The organism is Desulforudis sp. DRI-14, from assembly GCF_052618305.1.
Genome location: NZ_JBQXEZ010000001.1, coordinates 1 through 23,001, shown reverse-complemented (window position 1 = coordinate 23,001; position 23,001 = coordinate 1). Strand labels below are relative to the sequence as shown.

Sequence of the window (23,001 nt, the reverse complement as noted above, 5' to 3'; positions counted from 1 at the left end):
ATGCTGTGGCTTCGACGTTCCTGGGGTTGGAGATCGCCCGGCGCAGCCTGCAGGCCCACACCCGGGCGATGGATATCACGGCCCACAATATCTCGAACGCTTCGCGCACGGGCTATTCCCGCCAGCGCGCCGTCTTTACAGCGGCCACGCCCTTTCCTTCCCCCTCGCTCTTGCGGGAGACGGGGGCTTACCAGCTCGGTGCGGGCGTGGACATCGCCCAGGTCCAGCGGGTACGGGACGGCTACCTGGACGTGCAGATGCGCAATACCCTGGCCAACGTCGGCCAGTACGAGGAAGAGGCCGCTGTTCTCGGGCGTGTCGAGGCCATGTTTCCGGAGCCTTCCGACTTCGGTATCCGAAAGTTCCTGGACGATTTCTTCGGGTCCTGGTACGACCTCAGCCAGAACCCCGATAACCCTCCCGCCGAGGTGGTTTACGGCGCGGGCAAGGCCCTGGCCGACAGTATCCGCGTGGCCTACGGGCAGTTGCAAGCCCTTCGGGACGAGGTGAACAACGCGCAGATCGGCGACCAGCTGCAGAGCATAAACGAGTTGGGCCAGAAAATCGCCCGGCTGAACCACGAGATAGGGCGGCAGATGCAACTGGGCAACACGGCAAATGACTTGATAGACCAGCGTGACACGCTCCTCGACGAACTGGCCAAGTTCGGGCCGCTCACGGTCGCGCCCGTCAGCGGCGGCTTCGGGGCGGTAACAGTGGTCGTAATGGGTCATACGTTGGTCGACGGGAGCAAGTGGGAGAGTATTGCTGAAAGCTACGGCTATGCCGAGGCGGTTGATGTCGCCGATTTCACGGACATTAATGTTCCCCCCGGCGACCCCCTGCCGGCGGGTTCTCTGCCGGCGCTGCTTGCGCTCGTAGACAAGCTTGACGGTTACATGGCCGACCTGGACAACCTGGCGATAACCCTTACACAAGACGTTAACGCGTATGCCCAAACCGCTTTCTTTACCGGTTCCGGCGCTGCGGATTTCGCCGTTAACGGCGACAAGCAAACCGTTATAGCCGATCTAAAGGCGCTGCAGCCGCAACATGCGCTCAACGTGGCCCAGCTGGAGCCGGAAATCGGCAACCTCTACGCCGACCTGCTGACCCGCATCGGCAGCGACCTTAACGCTGCGAAAAACAACCTGGGGCTGCACAACGCCGTGGTCCAGCAGGTGGGGGCGCTGCGCCAGTCGGTTATGGGGGTCTCCATCGACGAAGAACTGACCAATATGATGCAGTTCCAGTACGCCTACCAGGCGTCGGCGAGGGTTGTAACGATCATCGACGAAATGCTGGATACGCTCATCAACAAGATGCGTTAGAAAGTAGGACGTAGGACGTAAGACGTAGGACGTAGGGGGATGGGCATCGTGCGCATAGCGACTAACTGGATGGGTCAGAGCAGCATCTTCAGCATACAGAAGAACGCCGAGCGGATGGAGACGCTACGGAAAGAGATCGCCTCCGGGCTGCGGATCAACCATCTCAGCGACGATCCTTCCACGTTAAGATCCTTCCTGAATATGCGGTCCGGGATGGTCAGACTGGGCCACTATACCGGTATGGTGGAGCAGCGGATCGGGCGGTACCAGAGGACGGAGAGCGCCCTCGCCGGCGTGGTAGACGTACTTGCCCGCGCCCAGGAACTGGCGCTGCAAGCTAAGAACGGGACGCTTTCCGGGGACGACCGCAAGGCAATTGCCGGCGAAGTGGACGGTTTAATCGACCGTGTTGTCGTCCTGGCCAACGCTTCACGCGGTCTGACGAATTCTTCCGAGCAACTGTACGTAAGGGTGTCGGAGGACATCGTCCAAAAACAGGACGTAACCCCTGCCGGTGAAGCTGCTTTGGTGTTGGCCGATCCATGGATGAGCGCCCTGGCCGGCGAGACGGCGGAGACCATCGACTGGGCGGCCGTTTTCGGCGAAAGCACCGATGCGGGGTCGGCCACTGCCGGCAACAGCATGTTCAAGGCTCTGCTCGACCTGAAAGATGCGCTTGTGCATAACGATGTCGACGCCATCGGTACCGCCCTCGATGCTTTGGTTAAGCATCATAATACGGCTGTAAGCGAACAGTCCGCCGTGGGAGCAGAAGTCAATACCTTGAATGCGGTGAAGGAGCAACTGGGAGCGCAGGACGCTAACCTGGCAAAGTCGGTCAACACCCTGGCGGGAACGAAGCTGGAGGACGCCGTCATCCGGCTTAACGAGCAGCAGTTGGTCTACGAAGCAACCCTCAGTGCAACGGCCAGGATGCTGCAGATCTCGCTCCTGAACTTCCTCCGATAGTAAAAGGTTGGTCGTTCGGACCAACCTTTTCTACACCCCGCACTCCAAATAACACCTTATACCCTATACCTTATACCCATCCAACAGCCGACAGCTAACAACTAACATCAACGCCCATAAGGGCGTTATTTTTTGTCGTCCAGAAAGACCCCTTCATCCCGTCTTCGCCTGCTGCCGTAGGCCCTAACCGCCTTCCTGCTCTGGCGGACCTCGTGCAATTTCCGGTTCGTTCCGGCAAGCAGTTTTTCCGCCTTGCGCTGGTTCTCCCGGTCCAGATCGATAATCTGTCTGATCAGTTCTTGGAATGAGTCGTCGATAACGGGGCGTATTCCCAAGGCCGCCAGGCGATCAAGAGCGTCCATACACTCGCGGCGCTCCTCCAGGAGTTCGCCCATGGCTTTCGTGTCGATTTCGCCGTCCGGGCCGTCGAGGACGGCACCGATTTTCTCCGTCAAGACAAACAGCCTGGTCCAGAGATCGGCAGGCTGCTTGGTACAGTCATCCGCAACCGACATCATAAAATCATCTTCTCCGGGCTATCCCAGTTCTCCTTCTTTGCCGGCGCGTATGGCTGCGGCCCAGGTGTCCCTCAGGTCTTCCGCCAGCGCCAGGACTTCCTCGATGGGTTCCGAAGCCTTACTCAGGTTAGCCTCGACGAGGCGGTTGTACATATACTCGTAAAGAGCGTCCAGGCGCTCCCCGATTTCGTACTGCGTGTCCACCGTGGTACGGAGGTAGGTGCAGATGTCCTGGGCCCGCACCAGGGCTTGGTGCGCCGCGGGGATGTCGCGCGCCCCAACCGCTTCGGCGGCCTGGCGGGCATACTGCGCGAGACCGCGGTAGCACATCAGGACCAGTTCCTCCGGCCTGGCGATGGCTATGGCTGTTTCCTTGTACCTGGCGTAGGGGTTGGTCATTGCCATCTATTATCCTCCTAGAATGATTAACGGCCGCCGGCGAACTGTTGGGAGAGCCAGGCGCTCTGGGCGTTCATCCTGCTGATCGCTTGTTCCATAGCGGTAAATTGCTGCCAGTATTTGTCCTCAAGGTACTGTAAATGCTCTTCCATGCGGTCTATTTGGCTGTCCATCGACTGGAGTGTCTTACCCAGGTAGCTGTTGTCGTAACCGGTGGAACTGGTAAAACTGCCCGCTTGGCTGCTCAGCTTGTCGAGAGACTTCTGAATAGTATCGTAAAGCCTGACTCCCAGGCCTTTCTCCGCGTCGGTGGTGCCCGATTTCGTGAAGAGTTCCTTCACGCCGTCGGGGTCGGCTTCGATGGCCGCCCGCAATTTGGCCTCGTCAACCTGGAGTCTGCCTCCGGAAGCGTAGTCGATAGTCGTAATGCCGATGTCCGAGAGATGGTCGTACTTGCCGCTTACTCCAGACACAACGCCGTAAAAGGTCGTACGTATTTCTCGAAGTGCTGATTCGAGGATGCGGTCGTTTTGCAGCAGGCCGCTCCTCGCTTTATCCTCCCACTGGTCGATCTGGCGGTCGGTGAGTTTCTCTTTCTGGTCGTCGGTTAAGGGCAGGTAATCCGGGTAACGGGTTTCCTGCAGTTCCGACCGGATCGTGTCGACCAGGGCGTTATAACTGTCGACGAAGTCCTTGATGGTGCTCACAAGACCGTCGGTGTCTGTGGCCACGGTGACGGTGGCCGTGCCTCCCTTTTTCAGGGTGAAGTTCACGCTGTTGAGGGGGAAGGTGTTGCTGTGTTGTTTCAGCGCCAGGCCGTTGACGGTCACGTCGGCGTCGGTCCCGCCCTGCTCGCGCGCCTGGTCGATCTTCAGCACCTGGGCCAGGAATCCCGTGGTTCCGACGGTGATTTCCTCTCCCGAGGTATTGAAATTCCCGGTGGCCGTTCGGGAGATCGAGACCTTGTCGGCGCCGCTCTCGTAAAAGGCGGTAAGGCCCAAAGCACTAGCCGCCGAGATGTCGGCCAGCACGGCGTTGAGGCTCTTCTGGCTGGCGTCGACGGTGAATTCCTGCGTGTTGGCGCCGGTGTCGCCGTACGTGGTGACGGTGAACTTGAAGGTCTTGGTGTTGTAGGTATAGCTGGCGTTAATCGTCTGGCCGGCGTTGATGGTGTTGTTGAAGGTTAACCCGCCGGTATTCAGGTTCACCAGGACCTTATTCGGGTCGCCGCTCGCGTCGTAGGCTGCCTGGTCCGTAAAAACCGTATATCCCACGCCGTCCACGTCGATCGAAGCGACGCTCACTATGGCGTCGCGCGTCAGGTTAAATGTGGTGCCGCTCAACGATACGCTGATCGCGTCCGTTGCGTCGGCGTTGATCCACCCGAAGCCGGTGTCGGCGAACTTAGCGCGCTGCGACCACAGGGTGGCCGCGGCGTCGATTTTGTCCGCCTGGTTGGCGGAAACGGCCGCCGTGCTGACGTTGTAGGCCGCCGTGGCCAGAGAACCTACCGTAACCTGATAGGTCCCGCTGGAAGCACTTGAAGACGCCGAGGCCGTTACAACGCTGCTGTCGCTGCTGGTTGCCTGCCGTTTTGTATAGGTGGAACTGAGCTTCATGGCAAAGGCGGTGCCGGTGCGAAAGTCGTACAGGGCCTTGTTGACGGCCCGGTAGTCGGCTCGTTTCCACTCCAGCACCTGCCGCTGTTGTTTCAATTTGTCCAGAGGCATCCGGTGGGCTTTCATGAGGTCGCGGACCATCTGGTCGGTGTCGATCCCGGAGGCCAGGCCGCTTATGCGAAAGGTGTTGGACATTGGCATTCACCTCGGTGTTATCTCTTCTCGTCCACGAGCAGTCCGGCCAGGTCGAGCAGATTGGCGACCATATCCAGGATCGCTTCAGGGGGGAACTCCCGGATCACATCGCCGGTGGCGCTGTCGAGCACCCGGACGATGACGTCCTTGGTCTGCTCGTGCACGGAAAACTGCAGGAAGGTCCCGCCGCTCGCCGGGAGTTCCAGTTTTACCGGGCCGCTTTCGGGTTTGGCAACGCCCGCTTCCAGAGGCTGGTTCCGGACTTCCGTGCCGGGCCGCTGTGCGGTTGCCGTACGTACCACGATTGGCGGGTTGCCCATCTTGGTAACGTTCATCGCTACCCCTCCGGTTTCCTCTTCTTACCTCGTTAATCGGGTTAAGCGAGGATCAACTTTAGGGACCCTGGCCCTAAAAACGATCATAGAAATACTAAGAGGCCGCCCTTTTTAGCGAACGGCCTCTTTAAGAGCGTTAGTCGCGTTACCTCAGAAGCTGCAGGACGGTCTGCGGCATCTGGTTGGCCTGGGCGAGCATCGCCGTGGCCGCCTGGTTGAGGATGTTGAACTTGGTGAACTCCATCATTTCCTTGGCCATATCGGCGTCGCGGATGCGGGCTTCGGCAGTGGCCATATTTTCCTTGGTCGCGCCGAGGTTCTTGATCGTATATTCCAGGCGGTTCTGGAGAGCACCCAGCTTGGCCCGTTCGGTGTTTACCGTAGTCTTGGCGGTATCCAAATTGGTCATTGCACTTTGTGCGCCACTCTGCGTTGCGATGTTGATTGTGCTAATGCCGAGGGCGGTGGTGTCCATGTCGGCAATCGAAACACCAATCTGTTGATCAACGCTGTTCTCCGCTCCGATCTGCAGCGTTACAGGGGCGTTGGCGCTGGTGATGATTGTCTTCCCATTTAGCGTGGAACCTACAGACGTTACGGTCGCGCCTGAAAGGACAATCTTGACGCCGAGCTTATCGAAGTTCAGCGTTGAATTGCCAGTAACGCCGCTGAGTGTCTGCTGGTTACCACTGCCGTCACTCAAGGACACGACGCCATCAGCGGTGTTCCCTAGGGTATAGGTGGTACTCGCCTTGGCTCCCGCTACTTCTACTGAAAGGGCACCGTCCGTGGCTGCCAGGGTGCCGCCGCTGCGGGTTACGCCAAAATTGCCGTCAAGAAGAATCTTATTGTTAAACTTTGTAGACTTGGCGATAGTGTTGATCTGGCTGAGCAGTGAGCTAACCTCTTCCTGGGCTACATTCCGGTCAGCATCGGTGAGGAGGCCGTTGGCGGCCTGGTTGGCCAGTTCGTACATGCGGTCGAGCATGCCGTGAATCTCCTGGAGAGCACTGTCAGCCGTCTGTACCATCGAGGTCCCGTCCTGCGAGTTTTTAATGGCCTGGTCGAGACCCCTGATCTGCAGTCTCATCTTTTCCGAGATGGCCAGTCCGGCGGCGTCGTCGGCCGCGGAGTTGATGCGCAGACCCGAGGAAAGCCGTGCCAAAGACTTGTTGGCCAACACGGTGTTGATGCCCAGCTGCCGTGTGGCGTTCAGGGCCGCGATATTGTGGTAAATCTGCATTCTGTTTTCCCCCTTTATTTGGGTAAAGCTCGAGGGCCCCCGGGAAGCCCCTCTGACAATAATTTCGGAGCCCACCGGGCAAACTTAAGACCTATTTAGTCAAATTTAGCCCTTAATAAAATTTTTATGGGTTTTTACAAATAGGGGCTAAAGTTTAGGGGGGAGGGTACCGATATACTATCTAAGCGATGTTTCTGCAACAAAACAAGTAGTGCCTGATGAAATTGCATAACTAATTAAAATAGCACGTCCAAGCATCTAAGACAAAAACTATAATAGCGTAAAAACATGCAAATTTTTAAATTAGCCTGATATAGTTTTATCAGGCTTGTGGTGTCTTTGTCTTGGACAGGGATACATTTTAAGGCGATACCATTATAAAACTTTGTTATAGTAGCTATATGCTTGTTTCACCCGTCCATTATCATGGGAGGTCTTGCCATGCAAGGCCTCCCCGTCTTTTGCAATCCGTTTGACTCCCGGGTTTACGTCGTTTCGAGCGGTTATCCTCCTGCCGTTAGGGCGGTAAATCAGGGAGTTCCCTCCATAAACTTTTATCGGTGGCAAATGCGGCATTTCGACAACTATTGTCAACTTGTGTAGATTGACTGTAAACTTAGCTAGAGATGGAAACGCCGCCATTGTTTGGCCAAGCAGATAATACTCCGTCGAAAAGGCAAACCTATCGAAAGATGGGGACGCAAAGCCAAGGACCTAAAGCCACTGTCAAGTTGGTTAAGGTAGCCGGTTACCGAAACGGGAGAGGGAAATGAAGGCTATCCCGGTTTCGGGGTAGCCTTCTCTTATTACACGGTGAGATTTTTGGGAGGGATGTATCGTGCGCATCTTTGGCGACCCTACCATAACGCTTCTCCATAAAGGTCTTGATGCCCAGGTCCTGCGGCAAAAGGCTGCGGCCAAGAACGTCGCCAATATTGACACCCCCGGCTATAAAAAGGAACGTGTGGTTTTCGAGCAGGTGCTTGACCGCACCCTTAACGGGGGCGCAACGGTGGGTGTCGAGCCCAGGGTCGTCCGTGACAACCGCCCGTCGCTCCGCCCGGACGGGAACAACGTCGACCTGGAAGAAGAGATGATCGAGCTTAGCGCCAACTCCTTGATGTACAACACCACGACGCAGTGTTTAAAAAAGCATATTGCCGTCTTACGTGAAGTCATAACGGGGAGGAGGTAACTAAGTGAGCGATTTCTTCTCCGGTTTTAGAATCAGTGGCTCGGGTATGACCGCACAACGTTTTCGGCTCGATCTCTTATCCAACAACATCGCCAACATTCAGACCACGAGGACGCCCGGCGGCGGTCCTTACCAGCGTAAGATGCCTGTTTTTACGGAGATGCTTTCGGGTGGTGTGGCCGTTACCTCTCTGATCCCCGATCCAGCACCACCCATCAGGGTCCAGGAACCGGGACACCCGGATGCCGACGCCCAGGGTTTTGTAGCCTACCCGGCCGTCGACCTCGGGCAGGAAATGGTGAACATGATCGGCGCAACGAGAGCTTACCAGGCCAACGTATCAGCCTTTGAGGCGTCGAAACAGATGCTTTTAAAAGCCTTAGAACTTGGAGCCTAGGCTCTAAGTTCTAAGGACGGTGTAGGGTATAGGATGTAGGATGCAGGATGCAGGGGGATGGGAACCGATGATAAAGGATATCGCTTCGATCAACAACGTACCGACTCTTGTTGCGGATAACAGGGTTGGAGCAGCGAAAGGGCCGGCTTTCGGGGAAGTCCTGACCAGGGCGATTGAGGAGCTGAACGCTTCGCAGGTTAAGGCTGACAAGGCCGTGCAGGGCTTTCTCTCCGGGGAGGTCAAGGACGTACACCAGGTGATGATCGCCCTTGAAGAGGCTCACCTGATGATGCAGCTTTCCCTGGAAGTCCGGAACAAGCTGGTCGAGGCTTATCAAGAGCTGTCACGCATGCCTGTCTAAACGGTCGTCCGTCGTCGGAAACAGAGGACCGAATCGGCTACGCCGATTCCTGACTCAAAAACGGTCGTTCGTTGTCGGGAACCCGGAAGGAACCGGTTACGCTGATTCCTGACTTAGAATCAGTCGTCGGTCGTATGTCGTACGTGGTACGGAACAGCCGAAATACCGGTCTACAACCGATACGGTTTATGATGGTTTCGCGGGTAGGGCCGAAACAGGTGAGCGTAGCGGGCCCGGCCTGAAGTTGATTCCCGAGTTCTTCCTTAAGTCCTACGTCCTATGTCCTACGTCCAATGACAGGGAGGTTTTAAGGGGTGGCTGACCAGCCGGTACAGGGGAACCTGCTAAGTCGCTGGCAGACCATGTCCGCCGTGCAAAAGGGGGCAGTCGTGCTCCTGCTGATCGCCTTCGTTGCGAGCGTCTATCTCCTTTTCAACTGGCTCAAGACGGTGAACTACGCCCCGCTCTTCACAGGGCTCGATCCCAAGGAAGCGGGCACGATCACCGAAAGCCTGAAACAAATGAAGATCCCCTACATCCTCAAGGACCAGGGAACGACGATCGAGGTCCCCAAAAGCAAGGTGCACGAGGCCCGTATCCAACTGGCTACCTCGGGCGCCATCGGTGTTGACGGACCTGGCTTCGAGCTCTTTGACAAGACTCGGTTCGGCGTGACCGAGTTCGAACAGAAAGTCGATTACCAGCGTGCCCTCCAGGAAGAACTCCGTCGCACCATCGTCCAGCTTGTCGAGGTCGAGCAGGCCAGGGTCCACCTGGTGATCCCCGAGAAGAGCGTTTTTAGCGACGAAGAGGCGGAAGCGAAGGCTTCCATAGTCGTGAAGCTGAAGCCGGGGGCCGGTCTCTCGCGCCAGCAGGTCGAAGGCATCGTTGCCCTGGCTACCGGCAGCGTCGAGGGGCTGCACAGCGAAAACGTCCACGTCGTTGATGCCCGGGGACGCGTCTTGAACGGCGACATGGCTGCCGACGAATTGACCGGCGCGGCCCTGGCCCAGCACGAAGCGACACGCACCTTCGAGCGCGAGTGCGAGAAGAAAGTGCACTCCGTGCTCGAACGGGTCCTCGGCGTCGGGAAGTTCGTCGTGCAGGTGACGGCCGAATTGGACTTCGACCGCCAGGAGCTGGTTTCGAATATCCCGTCGGAGAACTCCGCGGTGCTTACCGAACACAATTCGCGCGAAACGGGCAGCGGGGGACGGGCCGGCGGGATCCCGGAGACCGAAAACAGCCTTTCCCAGGTGCCTACCTACAATACCGGCCAGGGTGCCGGGTCCTCGTACGAGCGCGAGGAATCGAGCAAAACTTATCAGGTCGGGACGGTGCATGAAACCACTGTCAAGGCCCCGGGGGCGGTAAAGCGGATCTCGGCGGCCATTGTGGTGGACGATACGGTGGCGCCGGGCCGCCAGCAGCAGATTCAGCAGGTTGTAGCGGCGGCTTTGGGGTTGGACGAGCAGCGCGGCGACCAGGTGATGGTGTCCAGCCTGGCCTTTGAGCCCGGCGCGGAGGAAGACCTGGAACCGGCTCCCGAACCGGCTACGCAAAAGAACAGGTGGCTTTTGTACGTCGCGGCCGGCGGCGGGGCGCTGCTGCTCGCGATTATCGGGTTTGTCGCGATGTCGGTGCTGCGCGGGCGCAAGGTTCCCGCTAAACAGCCTGCGGTCCAGGAGGTCACGCCGGTTATGATCGGACAGCTCGACGGCCAAAAGCAGTCCGGCAAAGACCCGTCGCCGATTCGCGAGCTGGCCAAGCAGAAACCGGAACAGGTGGCGGAAATCATCAAGGTCTGGCTGACTACCGATCAGGGGAGATAAGCGATGGCAAGGACATTAACAGGCGTTGAAAAAGCAGCCGTACTTCTGCTGGCTCTGGGCGCCGACCTGTCGTCCCAGGTCCTTCGCCAGAACTTCTACGATGAGGATATTGAAAGAATCACCTATACCATCAGCAACATGGGGAGGATTTCCCCCGAGACGCGCGACAACATCCTGACCGAGTTTGAGGACCTGTACCAAGCCAAGCAGTACATTCTCCAGGGCGGTATCAAATACGCCAAGGAGCTTCTGGAGAAAACCGTCGGGCCGAATAGGGCTTCCGAGATCATCAAGAAGCTGACCAGCACCTCGAAGATTTTGCCCTTCGGCGCCCTGCGTAAGACGGAACCCAGGTACCTGGCCAACTTCATCCGGGACGAGCACCCTCAAACCATCGCTATGATCCTCGCCTACCTGGAGCCCAACCAGGCCTCGGCCTGCCTGTCGATGCTGCCCCAGGAAATCCGGGCCGACGTCGCTCGGCGCATCGCGCTTATGGACAAGACCTCCCCCGAGGTGGTTCAGGACGTGGAAAAAATCCTTGAACGTAAGATGGCCGCCCTGGTCCAGCAAGAGAGTTACACTGTGGGCGGTTTGCAGGCGCTGGTCAAGATCCTCAACCAGGCCGATCGCGCGACAGAAAAGAAGATCCTGGAAGAACTGGAGTACGACGATCCGGGCCTGGCCGAGGAAGTCCGCCAGCAGATGTTCATCTTCGAAGACATCGTTAAACTGGACGACATCTCGATTCAGCGCATATTGCGCGAAGTTGACAATAAAGTCCTGGCCCTCGCCCTGCGCGGCGCCAACGAGAGCGTGCGCGAGCGCATCTACAAGAACCAGTCCCAGCGCGCCTCGCAGATGCTCAAAGAAGAGATCGAATTTATGGGCCCGGTGCGCCTGCGCGAAGTTGAAGAGGCCCAGCAGCGCATAGTCAAGATCATCCGCTCGCTGGACGAGGCCGGTGAGATTGTCATTTCCAGAGGAGGGGAAGATGCCCTTGTTATCTAGCGAACGGATTCTTAAAGGGACCCTCCTTGAAGACAGGAGCAAGATCTCGCTGCCCCTGCGAACCCTTTCGCCCGCGGCCCTGATTTGCCCCGTGTGCGACGAGGCGACCTTGCGGCGGGAACTGGAGACCGAATGCGAGGAACTGCGCGCCAAGGCCCGGGAACAGGGGTTCCAGGAAGGCTACCGCGAGGGTATGAACAAGGCGAAGCAGGAAGCCGCTGAAATCCGGCGGCAGGCTTTGGGCGTCCTGCAGCAGGCACGGGAGATCTACCGGCAGACCCTGGACGACCTCGAGCCCGCGCTGTTGAGCTTGGCCTGCACCATCGCCGAAAGACTGGTCGCCGAACAGCTTGCCCTCAAGGAAGACACCGTTGTCGCCATCGTTAAAGAGGCCCTCGCTGTCGTGCGCGCCAGACCGCGGATAACCATCCTGGCCGGCACCGATGACGCCGGCGTCATGCGGGAAAATTTGAACGCGTTGCTGGAAGTGGTTCCCGGCAGCGAGGTGAACATTATCGAAGACCCGGCCTTGCCGCGGGGGGCTTGTAAAATCGACACCGACGACGGCCTGGTTGATGCTTCCTGGGATGTGCGATGGCAAAGCATCCGCAAGGCCTTGGGATGCAGTTGAAAAATATCGTTGACGGTGGGGGGTTGGGTTAGGCGATGGCGCGCGGTGCGGTGAACATCGATTTGGACCGCTGGGCTGCCAACGTGCAGCGTGCCCCGGTTCTCAGAGTCAGCGGCAAGGTGAGCAAGGTCGTGGGCCTTACCGTGGAAGTCGTGGGCCTTAGCGTGCCGATCGGCGAGGTCTGCGACATCATCGTCCCCCGCGAGCCTTTACCCGTAAAGGCCGAAGTGGTGGGGTTCCGCGACAGGGTGTCGCTCCTGATGCCTCTCGGCGACTTAAAGGGCGTGCACCCCGGCTGCCTGGTAACGCCCGCCGGGCGCCGGCTGACGATCACGATCGGAGAGGCCTTGCTGGGCGAGGTGCTCAACGGGTTAGGCCGGCCCTTCAGCGGCAAGCACATCGCAGGGGAGTCCTTCCCGGTGGACAACAACCCTCCCAATCCTCTAGAGAGGCCGCGCATCAAGGAGCCCCTGCCGACCGGCATCCGGGCCGTCGACGCTCTCCTTACTTGCGGCAGGGGGCAGAGGCTGGGGATTTTTGCCGGGAGCGGGGTGGGAAAAAGCGTTTTACTGGGCATGCTCTGCCGCTACTGCGCGTCCGACGTGAACGTCGTCGCCCTGATCGGGGAGCGCGGCCGCGAGGTCCGGGACTTCCTGGAACGCCACCTCGGCAACAGCCTGGCCAAGTCCGTCGTTGTCGTGGCTACCTCCGACCAGTCGGCTTTAGTGCGGGTGCGCGCCGCCGCGGTGGCCACGGCTATCGCGGAATACTTTCGCGACAGGGGACACAACGTTATGTTCCTGATGGATTCGGTGACACGTTTCGCCCTCGCCCAGAGAGAGATCGGCCTGGCTATCGGCGAACCGCCGACGACCAGGGGTTACACGCCTTCGGTGTTCGCGGCCCTGCCGAAGCTGCTGGAACGGTCCGGGACCAACGCCAGGGGTACGATTACCGGTTTCTACAGCGTGCTGGTGGAAGGGGACGATATGCAGGAACCCATTGCCGATGCGGTGCGGGGTATCCTTGACGGGCATATCATCCTCTCCAGGGAACTGGCGGAAGCCGGCTACTACCCCGCGATCGACATCCTCCAGAGCAACAGCCGTTTAATGCCCGACGTGACCGAGGAGGAACACGTAAGACTTGCCCAAAAGGCCAAGCGGTTGCTGGGGGCCTATCGCAAGGCCGAGGACTTGATCAACATCGGGGCCTACGTTAAGGGCTCGGGCCCGCTTGTGGACCAGGCCCTTGCCGTATACCCCGAGCTGATAAACTTTCTCCAGCAGGACCAGACTGAATACTGCGAGTTCGAAACCACGCTGTCGATGTTCAGACAAATCCTCGGAGGCGATGCTGACTGATGTCCAAGTTTGCTTTCAGCCTGGAACCGGTGCTGCAGGTCAAGTCGGCGAGGGAACAGGCTGTGCTGCAGGAACTGGCGGCGGCCGATGCCGCTGCTCAAGCCTGCCACGAAAACCTCGCAAAACTCAAGGAAATGCTGGCGAACGTTCAGGAGTCCGGTATCAACCTGTCCGATATCGTAGCCATGGTCGATTTTGAGGCCTACCGCGGCCTGCTCGACGCGCGCATTTCCCAGGCCGAGCGGGAACTGCAGGAAAGCCTGCAGGAGGCTGACAGCAAACGCAGCGAGGCTGTAACAGCGATGAAGGAACGTATGGTTCTGGAGTCGCTGAAACAAAAGCAGCAAAATGCTTTCGAAAGGGAGGTGACGCGGAAGACAAACCGGGAAATGGATGCCTTGGCTACGATCTCGTATTCCATAAAGAAAGGAGGGATGTAGGTTGTTACCGGGTTTGGTTTTAACACCGAATATGGTCGCGCAGCCGCAGCAACCCGGCTTGGGCGGCGGCCGGAATACCGGGCCGTGCTTTCTGCAGGGGCTGCTGGACGTCCTGGGAATGGGACAGCCCGCTACGGGTCATCCGGCGGCGTTCGCGGCGCTTCCTGCGGCGATACGCTTCGGCGAAGCAGTGTGTCCCGACACGGGAGCTGGTGCCGCAGTGCTCCTCGTTAAGGCGGCAGCCTTTGCAGAGACATTGCCGCCGGCCACAGCAGCGCCCTGCACTGCAAGCGCAGGCCCTGTTGAAGCGCCATTGCCTGCAGTCTCCGACCCGCTGCCGGGTTCCGCATCCCCTTCAGCGGCAAACTGCCCGGGCGCGCATGCCGACCTCCGCATGCCGGCCTGCGCCTCAACTGCGGGACAGACGGTTGTCGGGTTCCAAGACCCTGGCGGAGAACCTGTCCCGGAACTGGAACAAACGCTGCGGGACGTTGACGCGCCGGGCTTGATACCGTTGCCTGTCGCAAACAGTCCGCCGGTTTTAGATGCTTCGACGGAAACTCCCGTCGGAAGCACGCCGCCGACAAGTACGGGTTGGGACGTTAACATTGAGGCTGTAAAAGCCGCCGGCACTGCCGGACCGCCGCCGGACAGGTTATCCTCGTTGACTGATGCCGCAACCCCGGCCGGATCGGCGGGCGGTCCCGGAGAGGCGGTACAAGCCGGGAATGTTGCCGTGGAGCAAGTTGCCGCCGGAGCGTCATCCCACATCCCTGGCGAGTCCCCATCGTTGCGTGGTCAGCCCGTAACCTTGCGGTCGGTCGTCCAGGTACCGTCTCTGGACTCCCCGGTTCTGACGCCCCTGTCGGCGGTTGACCCGGGTCAGGATGCGAGCCGGGTACCGTCCTCCCCCGCAATGCCGCCGGACAGGCTTCCGGAGGGGGCAACCGTGGTAAAGCCCCATGTCACAAGCAGCCCTGGCGTTGAGACGGGTACTGTAAAGAATCCGGTTGCGCCCGGCCTGAACGTTTCGGTGCCGGCGGATGCTGTGCTTAAGTCTCCGGCGCTTGCGCCGTCAGGGACGGTGGATGCCGGTCCGTTTGCCGGCCTCGAGCGCCCGGGCGATGGGTACGGGCGGAACGCGGGCGCGGCGGCTCCCAGGATTACGGACGTATCGGCCGGAACAAGGCCGGGCGGTTTAAGGTCCGGTGGGGAATCACCGTTAATAACCGGGAGAGTCTTTGAAAACACCGGGACCCGCGGGCAGGCGGCGACTCCGGGAACCAGGCCGGAAGGGCTGTTGCCGGGACAGGAAGGCAAGGCGGAGCGACCCGGCGTTCCCGCATTCGTGGTAACCGTGAACGCCCCGGATACGCCGGTTAAGAATGTAGCTAAGGTTGCCGGACCGGACGGTGTCTTCAACACGCAGACTTTTGCCAGTCAACTGGCCGGCAAGGTTGCCAAAGCTGTCGAGAAAGCCAGATGGTTGCCCGATGGAAAAGCCGTGCTGGAAATCCGGCTGGACCCGCCCCACCTGGGGAGCGTGAGGGTGAAGATCGTCTATTCCTCGGCCCAGGACGTGGATGTCAAATTCTTCGCCGCCGAACACGGCGTGAGGGAGGCCGTTCAGCAGGCGCTGCCCCTGCTTAGGGACAGCCTGACGCGTCTTGACATTCATCTTTTGAGCGGGGACGTTTTCCTCAGCGCGGACGGTGAACGCCGGGAGGCGCCCGCGGACGGGGCTGCGGCCCGGATGGCGGATGCGCCGGTCACCGAGGCGCTGCTTGACGGGACGGATGATTACTTCGGCGGTGCGCCGCGCGGAATCAACCTGCTGGCGTAGTTACAAGGAGGTATGAAGATGGCGGTAGATGCTATCGGCGGGGTTACCCAGGCGCAGCCCAAGGCCGCGCCCCGCAACACATTCGACAAGGACACCTTCCTCAAGGTCCTCGTGGCCCAGCTGCAGCATCCGGACCCGTTTGCGCCGCAGGACATGACGTCGCAGATCGGGCAGATGGTCCAGTTCGGAATGTTGGAGAGGCTCTTCGCCGTGGAACAGGCCCTGGAGCAGATGGGCAAATCGACGCGGGTGCGCGAGGCCCTGGACCTGCTCGGCAAGGAGGTCGTCCTGAAGACCGAGTCCGGCGAGATCACGGGCGCCGTCCGGAAAGTGACTTTTAACGAGGAAGGGCCTCTGATCGTTGTTGGCGGCGAGTCTTATCTCCTGACCCAGGTAGCCGAGATCAAAGTCCCCGGAACCCAGGAGCCTGCTGCGGCGACCAGTGTTGCCGAAACACAGGCGGTATGACGGGGCAATCGTTTAGCACAGTATGCGAGGAGGTGAGGGTTATCTAGATGGTGGTAAATCGCACAGGCGGCATACCGCCGGCCGGGCCGTCACCGGCCGCACAGGGAGCGGTCAAGAACAGCGGCTCCTTCGCCGAGCTCTTGGCCCGCGAGCTCAAGCAGCAGGAGGTTAAGCTCTCGGCGCACGCCAGCCGCCGTCTCAGTGAGAGGAACATCGTTCTTTCACCTACCGACTTGCAGAAGATCGGCAGCGCGGCGGCCGAGGCCCGTCTTAAGGGTGCGCGGGAGTCGTTGATCCTGTACAAGAACATGGCCTTGGTGACCAGCGTGGCCAACGGAGTCATCGTCACGGCCGTCGTCAACGACGACCGGCAGAACCAGGTCTTTACCAACATCGACAGTGCGGTATTGATAAAGTAGGCAGCCGGCCCGAAAGGAGGCTGCGGGCTGCGGACCGACTGAGGCAGCCCACATATTCCAAGGAGGGTATTTAGCGTGATTCGTTCTTTAATGGCAGGCGTGGCTGGACTGAAGAGCCAGCAGATCCGCATGGACGTCATCGCCAACAACATCGCCAACGTCAACACCACTTCCTTTAAGAGCGGGCGCGTTCTGTTCACCGAACTGTTGAGCCAGAACATCCGCGGCAACTCGACTTCCCAGATCGGGGTCAACTCCATCAACCCCGCCCAGGTCGGCCTGGGAGTGACCGTTTCGGCCATCGACTGTCTGTTCGGGCAGGGGTCGCTGATGGCTACCAACCGCGTCCTGGACCTCACCGTTGACGGCAACGGCCTGTTTGTACTTGCCTCATTCGATCCGAACGATGTTCAAGGCGGCGTAGTCAGTGACGGGGCTGTACCAACCAAGAACTTCTATACCAGGGACGGCGCCTTCTACGTTAACGAAGCAGGTTACCTGGTCAACTCGTCGGGGTTGTACGTTTTGGGCAATTCTCAGGACATTGCTCCGGATCTTGCCGCGTTCGATGACACGGCTCGTGCGCCGATTCGCCTTTATGACCCTACCACACACGGGTTGGAGACCATCCGCATCACCAGTGACGGCGGCATTTGGGTGACTGTCTACGATGACACTGGTACCCGTTCAAGCGGCTACATCGGTACGATCGGGCTGGACAACTACCCCAACCCCGAAAACCTCATTAAGCTGGGGTTTAACCTTCTGGAGGTTCCGGTTGATGACCAAAACGTTCCCACAAGCACCGGCTGGGGTGCGCCGGAGTCCGGCGGCCGGGGCAAAGCCCTCTCCGGTAACCTGGAGATGTCCAACGTCGACCTCTCCACCGAATTTTCCAACATGATCATCACGCAGCGCGGCTACCAGGCCAGCGCCAGGGTGATCACCGTATCGGACGATATGCTGCGCGAGTTGATCGACATTAAGCGGTAAGTTTCGTAGTAAGGAGTTATGCTGATGCCCGGTTCCGGTGAAGCGCAAGAACCCAAGGCAGTCCCGGCGCCCAGGCGCCGGTTGCTCGTCAAGCTCATCGCTTTAATGCTGGTGTTGCTCATAGTAGGCGGCGGTATCGCCGCCGCCTACTACAAATCTTCTCCCGCCTTGCAGGCAAAAGTGGGATTGAAGCTGCCCAAAAAAGAGGAGAAGTACAAGCTGGTCGAACTCGGCACCATCGTCGTCAATCTCGCCGACGTCCAGACAGCCCGCTATCTCAAGATCGGGTTGGCGATTTCGATCCCGGAGAAAAAGGCCGAGGAGATCCACGAGAAGGACGTGCAGATCAAGGACCGCATCATCAACACCCTGCGCCGCAAGACGGCCGCCGAAATCCTGGCCGTGGACAAAACCGACGATCTGCGCAAGGAACTGCTGGACCAGGTCAACAGTGAACTGCACGGGTTCAAAGCCAAGGAAATTTATATCGTCGAGTTCCTCGTCCAGTAACGGTTGGAACGGGGGGATCAGCACTGCGGAAGAGCGAGATCAGCACCTTTTTGTCGGCGCTCAGCGATGAGGGGACGACGGTCCACAAGGTGAGTTTCCCCAAGCTGGACAGCCAGACGCCGGCTCCGAAAATCAAGAATAGTCTCCGCTACCTGGAAGACGTGAAGCTCAGCCTTTGGGTGGAACTGGGCCGGAAGACCATCCGCGCCGGTGATATCCTTCAGCTTGAAGAGGGTTCGGTGATCGAACTGGAAAAGGCGGTCGGGGAAGCTGTCAGCGTTTACCTCAACGACCAGCGTTTTGCCAGGGGTGAGGTCATCGTTCTCGATGACTCCTTCGCCGTGCGCATTCACGGCATCTTAGCGCCGCGGGCTTACCAGGCCGGGGGAGCGAAGAAATGACGATGGATCTGATTGGCGCTGTATTGAGGCTGGTGGTCGCTCTCCCGCTGACTATCCTGTTGATCTACGTGTGTCTCCACTTCCTGGCTGCGGCAAAGCCGGTGGGATGGACGGGCAAGCGTCGGATGCGGGTCATCGAGCAACTTCCCCTGGGAGGCAAGTCCCGCATCAGCCTGGTTAGGGTAGGCGACGCCTATTACTTGCTGGGGCACGGCGAGAACGGCACCACCCTGTTGAAGGAGTTCCAGGACCTGCCCGAAGCCTTCGAGTGGACCCCCATCCAAGGGGGTTTCCCTGAGAGGCTGTCGATTAAGCCTTTCTTACATTTTTTACGCCGTACCGCAAAGAGATCCGGCGAGGGACTGGGGAGGCCGCCCGGTGAGTAGGTTAAGACAACTGATCCTCCTAACGGCGGTTATCGCCGCCTTCTTGGCTGCCGGGCCTGCAGCGGCGGCGCCCCCCGAGACGCTGACGCCGGTGCCGGGGGTCAACATCAACGTCAGCCAGCCCGGGTCGCCGGCTGAGATGGTCAAGACTGTCCAGATTTTCATTTTCCTGACCATCCTGTCCCTGCTCCCGGCTTTCCTGGTGATGGTGACCTCTTTTACGCGGATCGTGATTGTTTTATCGTTTTTGCGCACGGCGCTGGGAGCCCAGCAAGCTCCGCCCAACATGGTCCTGGTGGGCCTGGCCCTGTTCCTTACCTTTTTTATTATGGCTCCGGTATACAACGAGATCAACGAACAGGCCCTGAAGCCTTTCGTCGAGAACAGAATCACGCTCGAAACCGCGCAGGAAAGGGCGGCGGCCCCCCTGCGGGAGTTCATGTTGAAGCAGACGCGGGACAAGGACCTGGAACTGTTCGTGAAGATGGCCAAAATCCAGAAACCGGACAAGGAGAGCCTGCCCATAACGGTTGTCGCCCCGGCCTTCGTCACCAGCGAGCTGAGGACGGCCTTTCAGATGGGCTTCTTGTTGTACCTGCCCTTCCTGGTGATCGACATGGTGGTGGCCAGCATCCTGATGTCGCTCGGTATGTTCATGGTCCCGCCGGTGATGATGTCACTTCCTTTTAAAATCTTGCTCTTTGTGCTGGTCGACGGCTGGTACCTGGTCGTGAAGTCACTGGTAGAAAGCTTCGCTTAGCTGGCATTCAGCGTTCAGCATTCGGAATCAAGCAATACCCTTTCAATAAAGGTTCCAAAAAGGTTCCAAATCCGAGTGCCTAATGCCGAGTGATGAGTGCTGTATAACGGAGGGATGCACATGGCTACCTCGATAGCCCTGGAACTGGTGCAGAAGTCACTGATGATGATTCTATTGCTGGCCGCCCCGCCCCTGCTGATCAGCCTGGCGGTCGGCCTGGTCATCAGTATCTTGCAGGCGACGACGCAGATCCAGGACCAGATGATCCAGTTCGTGCCCAAGATCATTGCCGTACTGCTGGGCCTGCTGCTGTTCGCGCCCTGGTACATCAACGTCATGCTGCGTTTTACGGGGGACATCTTCTTGAGGATGGCTGACGTGCGTGCCTGGTGAAATATTCGGCCTGGGTATGGACCGGCTGGCGCTGTTCCTGCTGGTGTTGACGCGGGCGACCGCCTTTGTCGCCGTCTGCCCCGTGTTTTCGGCGCGGATGGTCCCTCCCCTGGTGAAGACCGGGCTGGGACTGATGCTGGCGCTGGCGGCTCTACCGCTTATTCCGGCGGCGCCGCCGGCAACCGATCACTGGCTGTCCCTGTCCCTGGCCATCCTGGGCGAGGCCGCTATAGGCGTGGGCTTAGGACTATTTGTCAGTCTCGTCTTCTTTGCGGCCCAGGTGGCCGGTTCCCTGGTGGGCCTTCAGATGGGCCTGGCGATGGCCGAGTTCATCGACCCGTCGAGCGGGGGGCACAGCATTGCTCTGGCCCAGTTTTTCTACCTCTGGACGCTGGTGCTGTTCCTGACGGTCAACGGGCACCACGCCCTGATCGCCGGCCTGATGAAGAGTATCGAGATCGTTCCCCTCGGTCACGGGGTACTTACCGGGGAGCTTACGCTGTATATCATTGACAGGTTTGCCGAGATGTTCGTCGTAGCCTTAAAGATTGTAGGACCCCTGATCGCTATACTTTTCACGGCCGACGTGGTTATGGGGCTGATGTCCCGCCTGGTCCCGCAGATGAACGTTTTCATGCTGGGTTTCCCGATCAAGATTTTCGCGGGTTTTATGGTGATCATGCTGACCGCGCCCCTGATTAACTGGCTGCTGCAGAAGACATTCGCCCAGTTGAGCGCGGACTGCCTGACCGTTATCCGGTACCTGGGAGGCTGACCTTGGCAAACGACGCCGGACAGAACAAAACCGAACAGGCGACGCCGCGGCGGATCCAGGAAGCCCGCCGCAAGGGACAGGTGGCGAAAAGCCAGGAGCTTACCGGCGCCTTCGTTCTTCTGTCGCTGGTCACCTTAATGGCCACCAGTTCCGAATGGTACATCGAGCAGTTTTACAGGCTCTTTACGCTGCACCTGAGGAGTTTTTCGACCTTCAACGTGGACGAAAGGAGCCTGGTTTTCCTGGTTCAGATGGAACTGTACAACATGCTGGTCCTGCTCGCCCCCATGCTGGCGGTCGCCCTGATCATCGCCGTTCTGAGCAACCTGGCCCAGGTCGGTTTCCTTTTCGCTCCGGGAAGCCTGGCGCCGAAGCTCGAAAGGATCAGCCCGGTCAGCGGGCTGCAGAGGATTTTCAGCGCCAGGAGCCTGTTCGAGTTGGGGAAGGCCTGCGCCAAGGTGCTTGTCGTGTTTATCCTGGCCTACCTGATACTGAAGGCGCACATGCTGCAGCTTTTCACCCTCACCGCCACGACTCCCGCGGCGGGTTTTGTTACCGTCACGAAGCTGCTGGTAAAGCTGACGGTCACGGTCGGAATCGGGTACCTGGTGCTGGCGCTGGCCGACTTCGCCTACCAGCGCGTCACCTACAACCGCAGCCTGATGATGACGCGCACCGAGTTGAAGGAAGATTTGAAACACGCGGAAGGCGACCCCTACCTCAAGAGTTGGATCAGGCAGCGGCAGCGGCAGATGGCCCTGAACAGAATCCGCCAAGAGGTGCCGCGGGCTACGGTTGTGGTGACCAACCCGACCCACTTCGCCGTGGCGCTACGCTACGAGGGACACAAAATGGCCGCCCCTCAGGTGGTGGCCAAGGGCGCCGACCGGATGGCCGCGCTGATTAAGGATTTAGCCCGAGAACACAACGTTCCCGTTGTGGAAAACAGGGACGTTGCCCGGTACCTCTACTGGAAAGTCGATGTCGGGAAGGAGATCCCCGTACAGCTATATCAGGCGGTGGCCGAAATCCTGGCCTTCGTTTACAGGCTGAAGGTGCAAAAACGGGCGGGCTAAATAACTGAGAGAGGTAATCATGGCTGAGTCACTGCTTAACCCGGCAGGATTAAGACGGAACCTGGACTACTTGGTGGCAGCCCTGATCATCGGCATCGTACTGCTGATCGTCATCCCCCTGCCCCCGTTTGCGCTGGACGTGCTGTTGATCGTCAGCATTACCAGCGGGTTGCTCGTCCTGCTGATCACGTTGTTTACGACCGACCCCCTGCAGTTTTCGGTTTTCCCCACGCTGCTCCTGGTGCTGACGCTGTACCGGCTGGCCCTGAACATCTCATCCACCCGCTTGATCCTGGGCCAGGCCGCGGCCGGCAACGTCATCGACGCCTTCGGCCAAGTGGTCGTCGGGGGAAGTTACATCGTCGGTTTTGTGGTCTTTCTGATCATCACCGTTATTCAATTCGCCGTCATCACCAACGGCGCGGGGCGCGTGGCCGAGGTAGGGGCCAGGTTCACCCTCGACGCCATGCCCGGCAAACAGATGGCTATCGACAGCGATTTCAACGCCGGCCTGATTACGGAGGAAGAAGCCCGCGAGCGGCGGCGCAGGCTCCAGCGCGAGGCGGACTTCTTCGGGGCGATGGACGGCGCTTCCAAGTTCGTCAAGGGGGACGCGATTGCCGGCCTGATCATCACCTTTATCAACATCATCGGCGGTTTCATTATGGGCGTCGCGGTGATGGGCTTGTCGATCGGCGATGCCTTGCGCACCTATACCATCCTGACCATCGGCGACGGTCTTGTCGCCCAGCTTCCCGCGGTGCTGGTATCTACGGCGGCGGGCGTGCTGGTTACGCGCGCGACTTCCGACGCCAGCTTCGGTTTGGAGATTTCGAAACAGCTGACCCGTTTCCCCAAGGTGCTCATGGTCGCTTCCGGCATCCTGGTCGCCATGGGGCTCTTCCCGGGCATGCCCAACCTGCTGTTTCTCACCCTCGGCGGTGGACTCGGCCTCATCTCCTATAACATGGTCAAGACCGAACAGACCAGGGTCGAGCAGCAGGCTGTGGCGGCCAAACGTCCCGCGGAACCGAAACCGGAACCGGAAAACGTCCTGAAGTACTTTCAGGTCGATCCGCTCGACTCAACTTTGACAGCCAACACCCCTCCCGGGTCCGCGGAGCCTTGAAAATCAAG

Annotated in this window: 27 protein-coding genes and 1 riboswitch; of the genes, 22 read left to right on the top strand and 5 right to left on the bottom strand. The window is 59.2% G+C overall.

Going from position 1 to position 23,001, the window contains the following annotated elements:
- The first annotated feature begins 5 nt into the window (after positions 1-5).
- Both flgK and ACUM6F_RS00130 read left to right on the top strand, forming a co-directional pair.
- Positions 6-1,331 carry a flagellar hook-associated protein FlgK gene (gene flgK / locus ACUM6F_RS00135; RefSeq protein WP_425620190.1) on the top strand — a complete coding sequence of 442 codons (1,326 nt, stop codon included), beginning with the start codon at positions 6-8 and terminating at the stop codon, positions 1,329-1,331.
- A gap of 48 nt (positions 1,332-1,379) precedes the next feature.
- Positions 1,380-2,300, top strand: coding sequence for a flagellin N-terminal helical domain-containing protein (locus tag ACUM6F_RS00130; RefSeq protein ID WP_445347988.1), 921 nt, complete (start codon positions 1,380-1,382; stop codon positions 2,298-2,300).
- 125 nt (positions 2,301-2,425) lie between these two features.
- Here the strand turns inward: ACUM6F_RS00130 and ACUM6F_RS00125 are convergent, their stop codons facing one another.
- From ACUM6F_RS00125 to ACUM6F_RS00105, 5 genes are all read right to left on the bottom strand, one after another.
- Complete coding sequence (locus ACUM6F_RS00125) at positions 2,426-2,818, bottom strand: flagellar protein FliT (protein ID WP_425620188.1); 393 nt, start codon at positions 2,816-2,818, stop codon at positions 2,426-2,428.
- 18 nt (positions 2,819-2,836) lie between these two features.
- The gene (gene fliS, locus ACUM6F_RS00120) at positions 2,837-3,223 is read right to left on the bottom strand and encodes a flagellar export chaperone FliS (protein ID WP_445347987.1); all 387 of its coding nucleotides are present in this window, start codon (positions 3,221-3,223) and stop codon (positions 2,837-2,839) included.
- Positions 3,224-3,243: 20 nt separating this feature from the next.
- Positions 3,244-5,031, bottom strand: a complete 1,788-nt coding sequence (locus ACUM6F_RS00115) for a flagellar hook-associated protein 2 (RefSeq protein WP_445347986.1) — start codon at positions 5,029-5,031, stop codon at positions 3,244-3,246.
- A 17-nt stretch (positions 5,032-5,048) separates the two neighbouring features.
- On the bottom strand, positions 5,049-5,366 hold the full coding sequence (locus tag ACUM6F_RS00110) for a flagellar protein FlaG (RefSeq protein ID WP_445347985.1): 318 nt from the start codon (positions 5,364-5,366) through the stop codon (positions 5,049-5,051).
- Positions 5,367-5,511: 145 nt separating this feature from the next.
- Entirely contained in the window at positions 5,512-6,609 is a 1,098-nt protein-coding gene (locus ACUM6F_RS00105; RefSeq protein ID WP_445347984.1) for a flagellin N-terminal helical domain-containing protein, read from the bottom strand.
- 665 nt (positions 6,610-7,274) lie between these two features.
- A riboswitch (cyclic di-GMP riboswitch) is annotated at positions 7,275-7,365 on the top strand.
- An 82-nt stretch (positions 7,366-7,447) separates the two neighbouring features.
- Between ACUM6F_RS00105 and flgB the strand changes: the two genes are divergently transcribed.
- The 20 genes from flgB (at position 7,448) to ACUM6F_RS00005 (ending at position 22,993) form a co-directional block, all read left to right on the top strand.
- On the top strand, positions 7,448-7,804 hold the full coding sequence (flgB, locus tag ACUM6F_RS00100; RefSeq protein WP_445347983.1) for a flagellar basal body rod protein FlgB: 357 nt from the start codon (positions 7,448-7,450) through the stop codon (positions 7,802-7,804).
- Positions 7,805-7,808: 4 nt separating this feature from the next.
- Positions 7,809-8,201 (top strand): flagellar basal body rod protein FlgC, encoded by a 393-nt coding sequence (gene flgC, locus ACUM6F_RS00095; RefSeq protein WP_445347982.1) that lies wholly within the window; start codon positions 7,809-7,811, stop codon positions 8,199-8,201.
- Between the two features lie 67 nt (positions 8,202-8,268).
- Positions 8,269-8,562 carry a flagellar hook-basal body complex protein FliE gene (gene fliE / locus ACUM6F_RS00090; RefSeq protein ID WP_445347981.1) on the top strand — a complete coding sequence of 98 codons (294 nt, stop codon included), beginning with the start codon at positions 8,269-8,271 and terminating at the stop codon, positions 8,560-8,562.
- A 314-nt stretch (positions 8,563-8,876) separates the two neighbouring features.
- Positions 8,877-10,394 carry a flagellar basal-body MS-ring/collar protein FliF gene (fliF, locus tag ACUM6F_RS00085; RefSeq protein WP_445347980.1) on the top strand — a complete coding sequence of 506 codons (1,518 nt, stop codon included), beginning with the start codon at positions 8,877-8,879 and terminating at the stop codon, positions 10,392-10,394.
- Positions 10,395-10,397: 3 nt separating this feature from the next.
- Complete coding sequence (gene fliG, locus ACUM6F_RS00080) at positions 10,398-11,405, top strand: flagellar motor switch protein FliG (RefSeq protein WP_445347979.1); 1,008 nt, start codon at positions 10,398-10,400, stop codon at positions 11,403-11,405.
- Positions 11,389-12,036 (top strand): FliH/SctL family protein, encoded by a 648-nt coding sequence (locus ACUM6F_RS00075; protein ID WP_445347978.1) that lies wholly within the window; start codon positions 11,389-11,391, stop codon positions 12,034-12,036. The genes fliG and ACUM6F_RS00075 overlap by 17 nt, the downstream gene beginning before the upstream one ends.
- A gap of 35 nt (positions 12,037-12,071) precedes the next feature.
- A complete protein-coding gene (locus tag ACUM6F_RS00070) occupies positions 12,072-13,400 on the top strand; it encodes a FliI/YscN family ATPase (protein WP_445347977.1) in 1,329 nt (442 codons plus the stop codon).
- Positions 13,400-13,840 carry a flagellar export protein FliJ gene (fliJ, locus tag ACUM6F_RS00065; protein ID WP_445347976.1) on the top strand — a complete coding sequence of 147 codons (441 nt, stop codon included), beginning with the start codon at positions 13,400-13,402 and terminating at the stop codon, positions 13,838-13,840. The genes ACUM6F_RS00070 and fliJ overlap by 1 nt, the downstream gene beginning before the upstream one ends.
- 1 nt (position 13,841) lies before the next feature.
- The gene (locus ACUM6F_RS00060) at positions 13,842-15,683 is read left to right on the top strand and encodes a flagellar hook-length control protein FliK (protein ID WP_445347975.1); all 1,842 of its coding nucleotides are present in this window, start codon (positions 13,842-13,844) and stop codon (positions 15,681-15,683) included.
- Between the two features lie 18 nt (positions 15,684-15,701).
- On the top strand, positions 15,702-16,151 hold the full coding sequence (locus ACUM6F_RS00055; RefSeq protein ID WP_445347974.1) for a flagellar hook capping FlgD N-terminal domain-containing protein: 450 nt from the start codon (positions 15,702-15,704) through the stop codon (positions 16,149-16,151).
- A 47-nt stretch (positions 16,152-16,198) separates the two neighbouring features.
- Entirely contained in the window at positions 16,199-16,570 is a 372-nt protein-coding gene (locus ACUM6F_RS00050; RefSeq protein WP_445347973.1) for a TIGR02530 family flagellar biosynthesis protein, read from the top strand.
- A gap of 75 nt (positions 16,571-16,645) precedes the next feature.
- On the top strand, positions 16,646-17,563 hold the full coding sequence (locus ACUM6F_RS00045) for a flagellar hook-basal body protein (protein ID WP_445347972.1): 918 nt from the start codon (positions 16,646-16,648) through the stop codon (positions 17,561-17,563).
- A gap of 24 nt (positions 17,564-17,587) precedes the next feature.
- Positions 17,588-18,073 (top strand): flagellar basal body-associated FliL family protein, encoded by a 486-nt coding sequence (locus ACUM6F_RS00040; RefSeq protein ID WP_445347971.1) that lies wholly within the window; start codon positions 17,588-17,590, stop codon positions 18,071-18,073.
- Positions 18,074-18,123: 50 nt separating this feature from the next.
- On the top strand, positions 18,124-18,474 hold the full coding sequence (locus ACUM6F_RS00035; protein ID WP_445347970.1) for a FliM/FliN family flagellar motor switch protein: 351 nt from the start codon (positions 18,124-18,126) through the stop codon (positions 18,472-18,474).
- 2 nt (positions 18,475-18,476) lie between these two features.
- Entirely contained in the window at positions 18,477-18,860 is a 384-nt protein-coding gene (locus ACUM6F_RS00030; RefSeq protein WP_445347969.1) for a FliO/MopB family protein, read from the top strand.
- Positions 18,861-18,999: 139 nt separating this feature from the next.
- The gene (gene fliP / locus ACUM6F_RS00025; protein ID WP_426377378.1) at positions 19,000-19,620 is read left to right on the top strand and encodes a flagellar type III secretion system pore protein FliP; all 621 of its coding nucleotides are present in this window, start codon (positions 19,000-19,002) and stop codon (positions 19,618-19,620) included.
- A gap of 120 nt (positions 19,621-19,740) precedes the next feature.
- Positions 19,741-20,013, top strand: a complete 273-nt coding sequence (fliQ, locus tag ACUM6F_RS00020; protein ID WP_425620167.1) for a flagellar biosynthesis protein FliQ — start codon at positions 19,741-19,743, stop codon at positions 20,011-20,013.
- Positions 20,003-20,788, top strand: coding sequence for a flagellar biosynthetic protein FliR (gene fliR / locus ACUM6F_RS00015; protein ID WP_445347968.1), 786 nt, complete (start codon positions 20,003-20,005; stop codon positions 20,786-20,788). Before fliQ ends, fliR begins: the two co-directional genes overlap by 11 nt.
- Before the next feature lie 2 nt (positions 20,789-20,790).
- The gene (gene flhB, locus ACUM6F_RS00010) at positions 20,791-21,864 is read left to right on the top strand and encodes a flagellar biosynthesis protein FlhB (RefSeq protein ID WP_445347967.1); all 1,074 of its coding nucleotides are present in this window, start codon (positions 20,791-20,793) and stop codon (positions 21,862-21,864) included.
- A 19-nt stretch (positions 21,865-21,883) separates the two neighbouring features.
- Positions 21,884-22,993 (top strand): FHIPEP family type III secretion protein, encoded by a 1,110-nt coding sequence (locus tag ACUM6F_RS00005; RefSeq protein ID WP_445347966.1) that lies wholly within the window; start codon positions 21,884-21,886, stop codon positions 22,991-22,993.
- Positions 22,994-23,001: the final 8 nt, after the last annotated feature.